Annotated in this window: 13 protein-coding genes; all 13 read left to right on the plus strand. The window is 54.1% G+C overall.

The window, feature by feature from the left end; all coding sequences use genetic code 11:
• Window positions 1–392 precede the first annotated feature (392 nt).
• Window positions 393–647 carry a prevent-host-death protein gene (locus ACML7B_RS08125; protein WP_418540506.1) on the plus strand — a complete coding sequence of 85 codons (255 nt, stop codon included), beginning with the start codon at window positions 393–395 and terminating at the stop codon, window positions 645–647.
• A 2-nt stretch (window positions 648–649) separates the two neighbouring features.
• Window positions 650–997, plus strand: a complete 348-nt coding sequence (locus tag ACML7B_RS08130) for a type II toxin-antitoxin system RelE/ParE family toxin (protein ID WP_418540508.1) — start codon at window positions 650–652, stop codon at window positions 995–997.
• Window positions 998–1,553: 556 nt separating this feature from the next.
• Window positions 1,554–3,533: an excinuclease ABC subunit UvrB gene (uvrB, locus tag ACML7B_RS08135; RefSeq protein ID WP_418540511.1), complete on the plus strand. Its 1,980-nt coding sequence runs from the start codon at window positions 1,554–1,556 to the stop codon at window positions 3,531–3,533.
• A gap of 23 nt (window positions 3,534–3,556) precedes the next feature.
• Window positions 3,557–6,397: an excinuclease ABC subunit UvrA gene (uvrA, locus tag ACML7B_RS08140; RefSeq protein WP_418540514.1), complete on the plus strand. Its 2,841-nt coding sequence runs from the start codon at window positions 3,557–3,559 to the stop codon at window positions 6,395–6,397.
• A gap of 195 nt (window positions 6,398–6,592) precedes the next feature.
• On the plus strand, window positions 6,593–7,582 hold the full coding sequence (locus ACML7B_RS08145; RefSeq protein ID WP_418540516.1) for a rod shape-determining protein: 990 nt from the start codon (window positions 6,593–6,595) through the stop codon (window positions 7,580–7,582).
• 8 nt (window positions 7,583–7,590) lie between these two features.
• Entirely contained in the window at window positions 7,591–9,801 is a 2,211-nt protein-coding gene (locus ACML7B_RS08150) for an ATP-dependent RecD-like DNA helicase (RefSeq protein ID WP_418540518.1), read from the plus strand.
• Window positions 9,798–10,508 (plus strand): ComF family protein, encoded by a 711-nt coding sequence (locus ACML7B_RS08155; protein ID WP_418540520.1) that lies wholly within the window; start codon window positions 9,798–9,800, stop codon window positions 10,506–10,508. The genes ACML7B_RS08150 and ACML7B_RS08155 overlap by 4 nt, the downstream gene beginning before the upstream one ends.
• A 57-nt stretch (window positions 10,509–10,565) precedes the next feature.
• A complete protein-coding gene (locus ACML7B_RS08160) occupies window positions 10,566–10,961 on the plus strand; it encodes a hypothetical protein (RefSeq protein WP_346708020.1) in 396 nt (131 codons plus the stop codon).
• The gene (locus tag ACML7B_RS08165) at window positions 10,962–12,083 is read left to right on the plus strand and encodes a hypothetical protein (protein WP_418540522.1); all 1,122 of its coding nucleotides are present in this window, start codon (window positions 10,962–10,964) and stop codon (window positions 12,081–12,083) included. It abuts the gene before it with no gap.
• Between the two features lie 42 nt (window positions 12,084–12,125).
• Window positions 12,126–13,007 carry a diadenylate cyclase CdaA gene (cdaA, locus tag ACML7B_RS08170; RefSeq protein WP_346708022.1) on the plus strand — a complete coding sequence of 294 codons (882 nt, stop codon included), beginning with the start codon at window positions 12,126–12,128 and terminating at the stop codon, window positions 13,005–13,007.
• The gene (locus ACML7B_RS08175) at window positions 12,985–14,226 is read left to right on the plus strand and encodes a YbbR-like domain-containing protein (RefSeq protein ID WP_418540524.1); all 1,242 of its coding nucleotides are present in this window, start codon (window positions 12,985–12,987) and stop codon (window positions 14,224–14,226) included. Before cdaA ends, ACML7B_RS08175 begins: the two co-directional genes overlap by 23 nt.
• 13 nt (window positions 14,227–14,239) lie before the next feature.
• Window positions 14,240–14,506: an HPr family phosphocarrier protein gene (locus tag ACML7B_RS08180; protein ID WP_346708024.1), complete on the plus strand. Its 267-nt coding sequence runs from the start codon at window positions 14,240–14,242 to the stop codon at window positions 14,504–14,506.
• Between the two features lie 89 nt (window positions 14,507–14,595).
• On the plus strand, window positions 14,596–15,112 hold a 517-nt coding region (locus ACML7B_RS08185), incomplete at its 3' end, for a deoxyribonuclease IV (protein ID WP_418540525.1).

Consider the following 15,112-nt stretch of genomic DNA (forward strand, 5'->3'; position numbering starts at 1 on the left):
AGTGTTCAAGCGGTCTTTTGTGCTCATTTTCAAGAGAGAAAGATTTTCAATAGATCCATAAATCATTTTTGTTTCGGATGAGAAAGTCGGAGGAGGATGGGGTGAGTTTAATTTAGTTAACTTCTCTATATTTCCGGGGAATAGATAAAGTATATCACAAATACCAGAGCCGGAAATGGGCTTGCCAGGATCGACAGCGCCCTGGTTCCCTTCTATAAGCAGATGAGCAAGAATTCTGAGATTTATAAGCTGATGTCCACAAAATCGAAGGACTTTTTGAAATCGGAAGAAGTGCTGTAAATTCACAGTGAAATATATTGAATAATATGCAGTTAGAGGGTATAATAAAATCAGTATGAAAGATGTGAATGATTATATAAGGAGGAATTGATATGCCAAACATCAAACCCATTTCAGATCTGAGAAATTATACAGCGGTTATCAATGAGGTCGGCTATGGAAACAGGGTATATTTAACCCGCAATGGACACGGGCAATGCGCCATTATAGATATGGAGGAGCTGGATGAACTGGATAGACAGAAAGCCCTTTATCAGCTTATGAGCAAATTGAATGAGGCGGAGATCTCCATCCGTGAGGAAGGGACAGTATCCGCAGATGATCTGGAGGCTGAATTGGGGTTATAGGGATGAAAAAAGTTGAATATTCACAAGTTGTCAGACGCAAGCTGAAAGCACTGAAACTGCGTCTGACTGCTGAGTTTGGCCCGGAAACAGCAGCAAAAGTGTTGAAACGGATCACAGATTCGGCGAAAGGACTGGCAGATTTTGAAGAAAAAGGCGTTATGCTGTCTTCCATGTTTGATATTCATTGTGACTACAGATACCTTTATGTGGGCCATAATTACCTGTTTTACAGAATAGAAAAGGACAAGATTATTATTGTGGAAATATTTGACGAGAGGGAAGATTTTATGTATAAGTTGTTTGGTATCAGTTCTATATCTCAGGAATCCATTGACTATTGGGATGAATGAACTATAACAGCTTATACTACGATTACTTCGATCTGAGGGAAATAGACGAGGCAGCCGAGGAATATTTAATAGCGGCATGACAACAATATAAGGAAGGAATGATAAAAAGTACAGATGTACACTCGAACATTTGTACTTTTTTTAATCTTCATCCTATATACTTTTATCATTATCTTTGCTATAATGTGCGAAAGGGCAGAGCCAGATATATGCAAGGCAGACTGTCGTGCTTGCATGAACAGTCGGCCTTGCATATATCTGACGAGCGAAGCGACCGAGGAAAACCGGAGGTTTTTCGAGGTGCTCTGCCCGTGCATGCTATCTTGTGCTATTTAGTCCTCAAAAAAGCGTTTTTCCAAGGGATACTTCGTAATGTGACTTTTGCCTTTCTGGATTCGTAATGGAGTCCTATAAGGCTATTATTTTGACATTTTCGTTACGAATGATTTTTTTGAGGGTGGCTGATATTGAACATATCAAAAGTCACAAAGGAGCACCCTCCGGGTATACCATTATGCCCTGAAAAGACGGGCAAATCTAAGGAGAAGATTTTGCTATGGATAAATTCGTTTTAAAGGCTCCGTATCAGCCTACAGGCGATCAGCCGCAGGCGATCGAGGCGCTTGTAAAGGGGTTCAGGGAAGGCAATCAATGCCAGACTTTACTAGGGGTTACGGGTTCTGGAAAGACGTTTACGATGGCCAACGTGATCGAGCAGTTGCAGAAACCCACACTGGTTATCGCCCATAATAAAACACTGGCCGCTCAGTTGTATGGAGAATTCAAGGAGATGTTCCCTGATAACGCGGTGGAGTACTTTGTCTCCTACTACGACTACTACCAGCCGGAGGCCTACGTTCCCGCCTCAGACACCTACATCGCCAAGGACTCGTCCATCAACGAGGAGATCGACAAGCTGCGGCTTTCCGCTACGGCCTCTCTTGTGGAGCGAAAAGACGTGATCGTGGTGTCCAGCGTGTCCTGTATCTACGGACTGGGCGAACCAATGAATTTTGAGAAGATGATGGTTTCTCTGCGTCCGGGGATGGAAAAAGACCGGGACGAGGTGCTGCGCCAGCTGATCGATATCCAGTACGATCGCAATGAGATGGATTTCAAGCGGGGAACCTTCCGGGTGCGGGGGGATGTGGTGGAGATCATCCCGGCCAATGAGGCGGATACCGCTGTGCGGGTAGAGTTTTTTGGGGACGAGATCGACCGGATCACCCAGATTGACGTGCTTACCGGCGAGATCAAGGGAGAGCTGGAGCATGTGGCCATCTTCCCGGCCTCCCACTATGTGGTTCCGGCGGAGCAGATCCGGCGGGCAGCGGACGCCATTGAAGAAGAACTGGAGGAGCGGGTCCGGTATTTCAAGTCCGAGGACAAGCTTCTGGAGGCTCAGCGGATCGCGGAGCGCACCAATTTTGATATCGAGATGTTAAAAGAGACGGGATTCTGTTCCGGCATTGAGAATTACTCCCGGCATCTGTCCGGGCTTAAGCCGGGACAGCCGCCCTATACGTTGATGGATTTCTTCAAGGATGATTTCCTGATCATCATTGACGAGTCTCACAAGACCATCCCTCAGATCAGCGGGATGTACCACGGGGACCGTTCCCGGAAGACCACCCTGGTGGACTACGGTTTCCGGCTTCCCTCGGCTTTGGATAACCGGCCGCTGAATTTCCAGGAATTTGAGGAGCGTATTGATCAGATCCTGTTTGTGTCAGCCACTCCGGGCCCCTACGAGGCGGAGCATGAGCTTCTGAGGGCTGAGCAGGTGATCCGTCCCACCGGGCTTCTGGATCCCCGGGTGGAGGTGCGCCCGGTGGAGGGTCAGATCGACGATCTGGTGGCGGAAGTGAAGAAAGAGACAGAGAAGAAGAACAAGATCCTGATCACCACCCTGACCAAGCGGATGGCGGAGGATCTGACCGATTATATGAAGGAGTTGGGGATCCGGGTGCGGTATCTCCACTCCGATATCGACACTCTGGAGCGGACCCAGATCGTGCGGGACATGCGGCTGGATGTGTTTGACGTGCTGGTGGGGATCAACCTTCTGCGGGAGGGCCTGGACATCCCGGAGATTACCCTGGTGGCCATCCTGGACGCGGACAAGGAGGGATTCCTGCGTTCCGAGACGTCTCTCATCCAGACCATCGGTAGGGCGGCGAGAAACGCGGAGGGCCATGTGATCATGTACGCGGATACTATCACAGATTCCATGCGCCTGGCGATCCGGGAGACGGAGCGCCGCCGCAAGGTGCAGATGGAATACAATGAAGCTCATGGGATCACGCCCCAGACCATCAAGAAGAGCGTCCGGGACCTGATCTCCATTTCCAGGAAGGTGGCGGCGGAAGAGCTGCGGATGGAGAAGGATCCGGAGTCTATGAGTCCCAAGGAGCTGGAGAAGCTGATTCAGGATGTGACGAAACAGATGAAGAAAGCAGCGGCGGAACTGAACTTCGAAGCGGCGGCAGAACTGCGTGACAAGATGGTGGAGCTGAAGAAGCTGCTGAAAGAATAGATAGCAGGGAAAGGACAACGATCATGGAAGAAAAGGACAGCAGAAAATATATCAAGATCCGGGGGGCCAACGAGCATAACCTGAAGAATATCGATCTGGATATTCCCAGAAATGAACTGGTGGTCCTGACCGGTCTCTCCGGATCCGGGAAATCCTCTCTGGCTTTCGATACCATTTACGCGGAAGGGCAGAGGCGCTACATGGAATCTCTGTCTTCTTACGCGCGCCAGTTCCTGGGACAGATGGAGAAGCCGGATGTGGAGAGCATCGAGGGGCTTTCCCCGGCCATTTCCATTGACCAGAAGTCCACCAACCGCAATCCCCGTTCTACAGTGGGCACGGTGACGGAGATTTATGACTATTTCCGTCTCCTTTATGCACGGGTGGGAATCCCCCACTGCCCCAACTGCGGCAAGGAGATCAAGAAGCAGACGGTGGATCAGATGGTGGACCAGATCATGGAACTGCCGGAGCGGACCAAGATCCAGCTTCTGGCGCCGGTGGTGCGGGGGAGGAAAGGAACCCACGCCAAGCTTCTGGAGCGGGCCAGGAAGAGCGGCTATGTGCGGGCCCGTATTGATGGAAATCTGTATGAGCTCTCAGAGGAGATCCACCTAGACAAAAACATCAAGCACAACATTGAGATCATCGTGGACCGTCTGGTGGTGAAGCCGGGCATTGAAAAAAGGCTTACCGACTCCATTGAGGATGTGCTTCATCTGGCGGAAGGGCTGATGACGGTGGACGTGATCGACGGGGAGCCCATTAATTTCAGCCAGAGTTTCTCCTGCCCGGACTGCGGGATCAGTATTGCGGAGATCGAGCCAAGAAGCTTTTCCTTCAACAACCCCTTCGGGGCCTGCCCGGAATGTTTTGGTCTGGGTTATAAGATGGAATTTGACGAGGATCTGATGATCCCGGACAAGAGCCTGAGCATTTCCCAGGGCGCCATCACCGTGCTGGGGTGGCAGTCCTGTACAGATAAGAAGAGCTTTACCTATGCCCTTCTGGACGCGTTGAGCCAGGAGTACGGATTCTCCCTGGACACGCCTTTTCAGAAATATCCCAGGAAGATCCAGGATCTTCTGATCCACGGCACCGGCGGACGGGAAGTGAAGGTCCACTATCGGGGCCAGCGGGGGGAAGGAGTCTATGACGTAGCCTTCGAGGGACTGATCAAAAATGTAGAGCGCCGGTACCGGGAGACGGCCTCGGAGACCATGAAGGCGGAATACGAAGAGTTCATGCGCATCACCCCCTGCCACAAGTGCGGCGGCCAGCGGCTGAAGCCGGAGGCCCTGGCGGTGACGGTAGGAGGGAAGAATATCGCCGAGGTGACGGCTCTTTCTGTGGAAAAGCTGCAGGGATTCCTGCAGAAGCTGAAGCTGAACAAGCAGCAGATGCTGATCGGAGGCCAGATCTTAAAAGAGATCCAGGCCCGGACCAGGTTCCTGATGGACGTGGGGCTTGACTATCTGACGCTGTCAAGAGCCACCGGCACCCTGTCCGGCGGAGAGGCCCAGCGGATCCGGCTGGCCACTCAGATCGGCTCCGGACTGGTGGGGGTTGCCTACATTCTGGATGAGCCCAGCATCGGCCTTCATCAGAGGGACAATGACAAACTTCTCGCCACCCTGAAGCACCTGCGGGATCTGGGGAATTCGGTCCTGGTGGTGGAGCATGACGAAGATACTATGCGGGAGGCGGACTATATCGTAGACATCGGTCCCGGCGCGGGAGAGCACGGGGGAGAAGTGGTGGCCGCCGGGACGGCTCAGGAGATCATGGCTAATCCGGATTCCATCACCGGCGCTTACTTAAGCGGCAGGAAGAAGATCCCGGTGCCGGATCACCGGGCTGTGCCCTCAGGGTGGCTTAAGGTGACCGGGGCCAGGGAAAATAACCTGAAGAATATTGACGTGAAGATCCCTCTTGGGATCATGACCTGTGTTACCGGCGTTTCCGGATCCGGGAAGAGCTCCCTGATCAACGAGATCGTGTACAAGCGGCTGGCAAGGGAACTGAACCGGGCCCGGACCATCCCCGGGAAGCACAAGGATATCAAGGGGATGGAGCAGCTGGACAAGGTGATCGCCATCGACCAGTCTCCCATCGGGCGGACGCCCCGGTCCAATCCTGCCACGTATACCGGCGTCTTCGACCTGATCCGGGATCTTTTCGCGGCCACGCCGGACGCCAAGGCCAGAGGCTACAAGAAGGGCCGGTTCAGTTTCAACGTGAAGGGCGGCCGCTGCGAGGCCTGCAGCGGGGACGGCATCCTGAAGATCGAGATGCATTTCCTGCCGGACGTGTACGTGCCCTGTGAGGTTTGTCACGGGAAACGGTATAACAGGGAGACTTTGGAGGTAAAATACAAGGGAAAGAGCATTTACGACGTGCTGAACATGACGGTGGAGGAAGCCCTTCACTTCTTCGACCATGTGCCCAGCATCCGGAGAAAGATGGAGACCCTCTATGACGTGGGGCTTTCCTACATCCGGCTGGGGCAGCCTTCCACAGAGCTCTCCGGAGGAGAGGCCCAGCGGATCAAGCTGGCTGCGGAGCTGAGCAAGCGGAGCACCGGGAAGACCATCTACATCCTGGACGAGCCCACCACCGGACTTCATTTTGCCGATGTGCACAAGCTGACGGAGATCCTTCACCGCCTGGCGGCGGACGGCAACACGGTGATCGTGATCGAGCACAACCTGGATGTGATCAAGACGGCGGACTATATCATTGATATGGGGCCGGAAGGCGGCGACGGCGGCGGAACGGTGATCGCCCAGGGAACGCCGGAGGAAGTGGCGGACTGTCCCCGGTCCTACACGGGGAAATACATCCGCGCAATGCTCGACAGATAGGGCGTTTTTCCGACATGCGTGCAGTCCGTTTCAGAAAGAATTAAGGAATAAGGGGTTTCCATTTTCCCCAAATATGCTTATAATAGGATTTCAGGAACCCGGAGTGTAGACGCAGTCCGGGTTTCAGACAAAAGAAGAGATTTGATGAAGAAGATGATAAATAAGACAGATCGCAGGACGGAAGGGGAATTGTAAATGTCGGTAGATATTGGAATTGATCTGGGGACAGCCAGCGTCCTTGTCTATGTGCGGGGCAAGGGCGTGATCTTAAAGGAACCGTCGGTAGTGGCATTTGACCGGGATACCAACGCCATCAAGGCCATCGGGGAGGAGGCCCGCCTTATGCTGGGCAGGACCCCGGGGAATATTGTGGCTATCCGGCCTTTGAGACAGGGCGTGATCTCCGATTATACCGTGACGGAGAAGATGATCAAATATTTTGTCCAGAAGGCCATGGGCAAGCGGACGTTCAAGAAGCCAAGGATCAGCATCTGTGTGCCAAGCGGTGTCACAGAGGTTGAGAGAAAGGCGGTAGAGGAGGCCACCTACGCGGCGGGAGCCCGGGAGGTGAACCTGATCGAGGAACCAGTGGCGGCGGCCATCGGCGCAGGCATTGATATCTCCAGGCCCTGCGGCAATATGATCGTGGACATCGGCGGCGGCACCACGGATATCGCGGTGATCTCCCTGGGGGGAACGGTGGTGAACACCTCCATTAAGCTTGCCGGGGACGACTTTGAAGAGGCCATTGTGCGGTATATGCGCAAGAAACATAATCTGCTGATCGGCGAGCGCACCGCGGAGGATATCAAGATCAAGATCGGGACCACCTATCCGCTGATCGAAGAAGAAGCGGTGGAGGTGCGGGGCAGGAACCTGGTCACCGGCCTGCCTAAGACGGTGACGGTCACATCTTCCGAGACGGAGGAGGCTCTGCGGGAGACCACCGGACAGATCGTGGAGGCGGTGATCGGCGTGCTGGAGCGCACACCGCCGGAGCTTTCCGCGGATATCCTGGACCGGGGGATCGTTCTCACCGGAGGCGGTTCCATGCTCCGGGGACTGGAGGAACTGATCGAGGAGCGGACAGGCATCAACACCATGACCGCGGAAGATCCCATGAAGGTAGTGGCCATCGGGACAGGGCAGTTTGTGGAATTTATGAGCGGACGGAAAGAATACTGATGAGATAAATGGAAACGATCAAAGGATATGTAGAGCACATCGTGTACCGCAATGAGGACAACGGGTACACGGTATTCAATCTGAATAATGAAGATGGGGATCTGACCTGTGTGGGGAAGTTCCACTACATTGAGGAGGGAGAACTTCTGGAACTGACCGGAGAGTTCATTGTCCACAAGATGTACGGGACCCAGCTCCAGGTGGACAGCGCGAAGCTGTGCGAACCGGAAGATCTGATGTCCATCGAGCGTTATCTTGGCTCCGGCGCCGTCAAAGGCGTGGGAGCCGCTTTGGCTGGGCGGATCGTGAAGAAGTTCCGGGAAGACACCTTCCGGATCATCGAGGAGGAACCGGAGAGACTGGCGGAGATCAAGGGGATCAGCGAGCGCAAGGCCCGGGAGATCGCCGTTCAGGTGGAAGAGAAGAAAGAAATGCGCCAGGCTATGATCTTCCTGCAGAAATACGGGATCACCACGGCGCTGGCAGTGAAGATCTATCAGCACTACGGGGCCAATGTGTACCGGATCATCGAGGAGAACCCTTACCAGCTGGCGGACCAGGTGGCGGGGGTGGGCTTCAAGACCGCCGACGAGATCGCGGCCCGGGTGGGGATCCATACGGACTCTGACTACCGCATCCGCAGCGGCATTTTCTATACTCTTCTCCAGAGCGTGGGGGAGGGTCATGTCTATCTCCGACAGGGGGATCTGCTGGCACGGGCGGGAAACCTGCTGGGGGTGCAGATCGAACATATTGAGAAATACCTGATGGATCTGGCCATGGAGAAAAAGGTGGTCATGAAGGAAGGGGCGGACGGAACCCGGGTCTATGCCGCCCACTACTATTACCTGGAATTGAACACAGCCAAGATGCTCCATGACCTGAACATCCGCTGTCAGGTGGACGAGGAGGCGCTTTCCCGCCGGATCGGAGCCATTGAAGAGAACGCGGGGCTTGCCCTGGACGAGATGCAAAGGAAAGCAGTGGCGGAGGCGGCCCGCCGGGGGATCCTGATCCTCACCGGAGGACCGGGGACCGGGAAGACTACCACCATCAATGCCATGATCCATTTCTTCCAGAGTGAGGGGATGGATATCCTTCTTGCGGCGCCCACCGGGCGGGCAGCCAAGCGGATGACAGAGGCCACCGGCTATGAGGCCCAGACCATCCACCGCCTGCTGGAGGTGAACGGCAATCCGGAGGAAGAAGGACGGGGCGGATTTAACAGGAATGAAGAGAATCCGCTGGAGACGGATGTGCTGATCATCGACGAGATGTCCATGGTGGATCTGCCGCTGATGCACGCGCTTTTGAAGGCGGTGATCCCGGGCACCCGTCTGGTCCTGGTGGGAGATCGGAATCAGCTGCCCAGCGTGGGGCCGGGAAGTGTGCTGAAGGACCTGATTGATTCCCATTGTTTCCCGGTGGTGATGCTGACCCGGATCTTCCGGCAGGCCGGGGAGAGTGACATTGTCATCAATGCCCATAAGATCAACCGGGGAGAAGAGGTGACCCTGGACAACAAGAGCCGGGACTTCTTCTTCCTGAAGCGGCAGGATCCCAATGTGATCATCAGCATCCTGATCACCCTGATCCAGAAGAAGCTTCCTCCCTACGTGGACGCCAGGCCTTATGACATCCAGGTGCTGACGCCTATGCGCAAGGGCCTTCTGGGAGTGGAGCGGCTGAACCAGATCCTGCAGCAGTATCTGAACCCGCCGGAGGAAGGAAAGCAGGAGAGGGCTTACGGAGACCGGCTGTTCCGGGAAGGGGACAAGGTGATGCAGATCAAGAACAATTACCAGCTGGAGTGGGAGATCCGCACCAGGTACGGAATGACAGTGGACAAGGGCCTTGGGATCTTCAACGGAGATATGGGGATCATCCGCCAGATCAATTCTTACGAGGAGACTCTGACGGTGGAATACGACGAGCACCGGATGGTCACTTATCCCTTCCAGCTTCTGGAGGAACTGGAACTGGCCTATGCCATTACCATACATAAATCTCAGGGGAGCGAGTACCCGGCGGTGGTGATCCCGCTGCTCCAGGGGCCGCGGCAGTTATATCACAGGAATCTTCTCTACACCGCGGTGACCCGGGCGAGAAAATGCGTTACATTAGTGGGGAGCGACGCGGTATTCCGGGAAATGATCCGCAACACAGAGGAGCGGGACCGCAATACCAGCCTGGCCGAACGGATCCGGGAATTTGAGTGAAAAAGATAAAAGCATTTTTTCTGAAGTTGCTGTGGCCGGAGGTGTGCCCTTTCTGCGGCCGGGCTTTCCGGCAGGGGATCTGCCCTTCCTGCAGGAAGAAGATCAACCGGCTTGTGGTGGAGGAGCCCCGGTGTATGAAGTGCGGTCAGCCTCTTGCCGGGAATGAGGAGGAATACTGTGCGGACTGCGGGCATACACATCATTACTATGACAGGGGATACGGCCTGTGGCTTCACAGGAAGCCGGTGAGCGACTCCATTTACCGGTTTAAATTCCACAATCAGCGAGCGTTTGGGGCTTATTATGCCCGGGAGCTTGCGGGCCGGTTTGAACAGGAGCTCTATAGATGGGCGCCGGATTTTCTGGTTCCGGTGCCTTTGCATCCTAAGAAAGAGCGGCAGAGAGGCTACAACCAGGCGCTGATCCTGGCCCGGGAGCTTGGACGTCTCACCGGGATCCCTGTGGCAGATAAGCTGCTGCGAAGAGTGCGGTATACCACGCCTCAGAAGAAGCTAGGGCACCGGGCCCGGCGGCAGAATCTTCACGGCGCTTTCCAGGCCTCAGAAGGGGTAAGGGGAGCGGTCATCGTGCTGGTGGACGACATTTACACCACCGGGAATACCATCAGCGGGGCGGCAAAAGCACTGAAAGAGGCAGGGGTGGAAAAAGTCTATTTTTTGACTATAAGTATTGGACAAGGATACTGAGATTTGTTATACTAAAAATGATGGTTAAATCACGAAAATTAGATTTTGAGGTGTGTCATGTTAGACGAGCAGAAAATAAAACTGATGACCAAGCTTGCTTTCTATGAGAAGAGAGAAGGAAAGGAAGATTTTAAGATCAGTGAATATTACCGGAAGGATTATGTGTCCCTCCATGTGATCTGTTCCATCCTCTGGGTGACGATCGGCTATGTCTGTCTGGGGGCGCTTCTGGTCCTGGCAGGTCTGGATTCCCTGATGAGCAAGATGTCCGCGGGACTGATCATCACCATGGGACTTGCCGCGGTGGTGGGATATTTCGTGCTGGTGATCACCTACGCGGTGGTGACCAGTCATGTGTATAACCGCAATCACAGGCAGGCGAGACAGAGGGTGAAGAAGTACAATCATAATCTGACAAGATTACTTAAGATGTATGAAAAGGAGAGGAAATAGATGGACAGTATTTTTGTGATCCGGGGTAGAGTGCAGGAGCTCTACGCTTCCCATTCCAGAATTTTTGACAAAGCGGTCCAGTTCATTGTTGCGCTGGCGGCCTTTTATCTGATCAATGACAATGTGGGATTTCTGTCGGCGGCGGCTTCGCCGGTGGCCACCCTGGCCCTGTCGATCATCTGCACCTTTTTCCCGCCGATTATCACGGTACTGGTGGCGACGGCGCTGATCCTGGCCCATATGTACGCGGTATCCCTGGGGGTACTGGCAGTGACGGCCATGGTGTTCCTGATCATGTACATTTTCTATTTCCGGCTGACGCCCAAGATGGCAATGGTAGTGCTTTTGACGCCCATCGCGTTTATGCTGAAGATTCCTTATGTGATCCCCATCGCTTATGCGCTGATGTCTACGCCTATCTGTCTTGTCGCCATCTCCTGCGGGACCATCGTCTACTATATGCTGGCCTATGTGAAGACTGCGGCCGCCGGAATGGAAGGCGAGGGAGCAGACGGCCTGATGGGGCAGATTTCCGCTTATGTGAAGCAGGTGTTCCAGAGTAAAGAGATGTGGGTGGTGATCGTAGCCTTCATCATCTGCTTCCTCCTTGTGTATACCCTGCGCCGTCAGGCTATGGACCATGCCTGGAAGATCGCCATCGGGGCGGGGGCGGTTGCCAACGTGATCCTGATCGTGATCGGGGATATCGCCCTTGGCGTACATACTTCCTATGTTTCCCTGATCCTGGGAAATGTGGCGGCAGTGATCGCGGGACTGATCCTGGAGTTGTTCTTCTTCTCCGTGGATTATGCAAGAAGTGAGAATCTTCAGTACGAGGACGACGAATACTATTATTATGTGAAGGCGGTTCCAAAGCTTTCCGTGGCCACGCCGGAGAAGACGGTGAAGCGGATCAATGAGCGGCAGGAGACGGAGATCATCGATCCAAAAGAAGTGCGGCGCAGAGCCGGGAGAGTCCGCAAGGGCGGAGCTCCCGAGAAGGGAAGGAAGGAACGCCCCATGCCGAAGAAGGGGCCGTCCGCGAAGCGGCACGATATGGAGGAGGTTGACAAGATGCTCCTCACCCAGAGCCTGAAGAACGACCTGGATCTGGGAGAATAAGATTAAGGCCAAAAGGCTGGAGAAGAAAGGAGAGGAGAGCGAATGGAACGACAGATATCAGCGTTTTTAGAGCGGGTATCCGGCTTTTATTTCCCGGAGATCCGGGTTACGGACATTCTGGAAGTTCTGATCCTCACTTTCCTCATCTATCAGATGATCATCTGGATCAAGAATACCAAGGCCTGGATGCTCTTAAAGGGAATCCTGGTCCTTGTTGTATTTATTCTGTTTGCAGCGATCTTCCAGATGAACACCATCCTCTATCTGGCAAGGAACGCGGTGACAGTCATCGCCACGGCGGCCATCGTGGTGTTCCAGCCGGAACTGAGAAGAGGGCTGGAGAAGCTGGGAGAAAAGAAATTCTTAAGTTCTGTGGTGCCGCTGGAAGTGGGGAAGGAATACCTGCGCTTCAGCGAGGAGACTCAGGACAATATCATCGACGCCTGCTATAACATGGGCCGGGTGAAGACCGGAGCTCTGATCGTGGTGGAGCAGGCCATCCGTCTGACTGAGTATGAAAGTACGGGCATCCGTATGGACTGCCTGGTTTCCATGCAGGTACTGATGAACATTTTTGAACACAACACACCCCTTCATGACGGAGCGATCATCATCCGGGGTGACCGGATCGTTTCTGCAACCTGTTATCTGCCCCTCTCTGACAATATGGGGTTGAGCAAGGATCTGGGGACCCGTCACAGAGCCGCTGTGGGCATGAGCGAGGTCAGCGATGCGCTGGTGGTGGTAGTCTCTGAGGAGACGGGAAAGGTTTCCGTAGCCCAGGGCGGACAGCTTGAGCGGGATGTGACAAGAGAGCAGCTCAGGGAGAAGCTGGAATATATCAGGAACCGTAAGACAGAGACCAGAAAGCTGGCATTCTGGCGGAAAGGAAGGCAGAGAGATGAAGACAAGGCTGATGAATAATATTGGTCTTAAGGTACTGGCCTTCCTGGCGGCAGGATTGCTGTGGCTTTTGGTGGTCAATATCGACGACCCGGTTACCAGTGCGACCTATCAGGATGTGCCGGTGACGGTGATCAATCAGGAGGTCCTGGCGGAAGAACAGCAGACCTTCCAGATCGTAGATGATACTCAGACGGTGGACGTAACAGTGACTGCCCGCCGGAAGATCCTCAACCGGATCCAGAAGGAAGATATTACAGCTACCGCGGATATGCGGGAGCTGACGCTGAAGACCCAGATCCCCATCACGGTCACCGTGGCGGGATACGATTCCGTAGAGGCAGAGGCCTATCCCCGGAATCTCCAGGTAAAACTGGAGGACGAGGAGCTGAAGAACTTCCCCATCGTGCCCAAGACTACAGGAACGGTGCGGGACGGCTATGTGCTGGGTGATATTGAGGCTGTGCCGGAAAATGTATCCATCCGCGGACCCAAGTCTGTGGTGGATCAGATCGACCGGGTGGAGGCCACCGTCAACGTGTCCGGATTATCGCAGGATGATGTGCTGACTTCCAGGCTTATGCTCTACGATGACGAGGGCGACGAGATCGACCAGTCGCTGCTGGCCAACAACCTGGGAGACAAAGGCGTTTCCGTAAGCGTGAAACTTTACCAGACCAAGAACGTGCCGATCACCTTTGACACTTCCAGGATCACGGCGGCGGAAGGATATGAATTTACAGGCATTACCTACGAGCCGGAGGAGATCCAGATCACCGGCAGTGAGAAGGCTTTAAGAAGCGTGGCTGAGATCAGGATCCCGGAAGAAGCGCTGGAGCTGTCCGGACTGACAGAGAAGACGGAGCAGGTGGTAGATATTTCCGATTATATTCCGGATGATGTAAGACTGGCGGATGAAAACGCCGGAAGCGTGGCGGTGATCATCACCGTGGAGAAGGACGGGACCAAGGCCTTTGACGTGATGCCAAGCGCAGTAATCGTCAATCACCTGTCAGAAGACCTGGTGCTGACCTATGATCAGACCGAGGCGCTGGAGATCCATGTGCGGGGGCCGAGGGAGACATTGAATTCCCTGAACCTGGAGCGGAAGGTAAGTATCGATCTGAAAGAGTATACCGAGCAGGGCTCATACACCGTTCCGGTTAATGTACAGCTTCCCGGCGACTGCGCGCTGGAAGCCGACGTCAGTGTGAAGATCGAATTACAGGAAAAAGAATAGGACGGATGCAGTTATGTTAAGACAAAAGATCAAGATCCATAACCCCACAGGGTTACATCTGCGGCCGGCGGGGATCTTCTGCAACACGGCCAGCAACTATAAATGTAAGGTTTTGTTCGAGTATGACAATACGCTGAACGCCAACGCCAAGAGCGTCCTCAGCGTTCTGGGCGCGTGTATCAAGTCCGGGGACGAGATCGTGCTGATCTGTGACGGTGAGGACGAAGAAGAGGCTATGAAAGCCATGGTGGAAGCCATCGAAAGCGGACTTGGTGAATAATTTTATTTAAAAAGGGACAGGGTTTTTTCAATCTGGGACGTGGTATTTTTGAAAATACCACGTCCCTACTTGCGAGAAGGAGAGAAATTATGATCATTGGAACACATATGTCTGTCGCGAAGGGAATCGCAGCGGCAGCGGAAAATACGGTAAAGATGCAGGCGGACACCATGCAGATCTTCAGTCGGAATCCCAGAGGTTCCGGCTATCGGGACTATGAGGCAAAGGAAGTTGAACGATTTCAGGAAATCCGCCGGAGGAGCGGCCTTGGCCCGATCCTGGCCCACGCTCCTTATACCATGAACCTGGCCAGCGATAAGGACAAGGTCTATGAATTTGCCTGCATGGTGCTTCGGGAGGATGTGGCGCGGATGGACCGACTGGGCATAGAGAATCTGGTATTCCATCCTGGCAGCCATACCGGGATCGGCGTGGAAAAAGGCATTGCAAATATCATCCGCGGCCTTGATCAGGCTATTACCGGGGAAGAGAAGATCACGATCCTCCTGGAGACCATGTCCGGCAAAGGAACTGAGATCGGAGAACGGTTTGAAGAACTGTGGGCTATCCGGGACGGGGCTGCACATCCGGAGCGGATCGGGATCT

Source organism: Massilistercora timonensis, assembly GCF_048354975.1.
GTDB lineage: Bacteria > Bacillota > Clostridia > Lachnospirales > Lachnospiraceae > Massilistercora > Massilistercora timonensis.

What these genes read in the sequence shown, in the direction of transcription:
- ACML7B_RS08125 (WP_418540506.1), top strand. Translation starts at nt 393, where the DNA reads ATGCCAAACATCAAACCCATTTCAGATCTGAGAAATTATACAGCGGTT.
- ACML7B_RS08130 (WP_418540508.1), top strand. Translation starts at nt 650, where the DNA reads ATGAAAAAAGTTGAATATTCACAAGTTGTCAGACGCAAGCTGAAAGCA.
- uvrB (WP_418540511.1), top strand. Translation starts at nt 1,554, where the DNA reads ATGGATAAATTCGTTTTAAAGGCTCCGTATCAGCCTACAGGCGATCAG.
- uvrA (WP_418540514.1), top strand. Translation starts at nt 3,557, where the DNA reads ATGGAAGAAAAGGACAGCAGAAAATATATCAAGATCCGGGGGGCCAAC.
- ACML7B_RS08145 (WP_418540516.1), top strand. Translation starts at nt 6,593, where the DNA reads ATGTCGGTAGATATTGGAATTGATCTGGGGACAGCCAGCGTCCTTGTC.
- ACML7B_RS08150 (WP_418540518.1), top strand. Translation starts at nt 7,591, where the DNA reads ATGGAAACGATCAAAGGATATGTAGAGCACATCGTGTACCGCAATGAG.
- ACML7B_RS08160 (WP_346708020.1), top strand. Translation starts at nt 10,566, where the DNA reads ATGTTAGACGAGCAGAAAATAAAACTGATGACCAAGCTTGCTTTCTAT.
- ACML7B_RS08165 (WP_418540522.1), top strand. Translation starts at nt 10,962, where the DNA reads ATGGACAGTATTTTTGTGATCCGGGGTAGAGTGCAGGAGCTCTACGCT.
- cdaA (WP_346708022.1), top strand. Translation starts at nt 12,126, where the DNA reads ATGGAACGACAGATATCAGCGTTTTTAGAGCGGGTATCCGGCTTTTAT.
- ACML7B_RS08175 (WP_418540524.1), top strand. Translation starts at nt 12,985, where the DNA reads ATGAAGACAAGGCTGATGAATAATATTGGTCTTAAGGTACTGGCCTTC.
- ACML7B_RS08180 (WP_346708024.1), top strand. Translation starts at nt 14,240, where the DNA reads ATGTTAAGACAAAAGATCAAGATCCATAACCCCACAGGGTTACATCTG.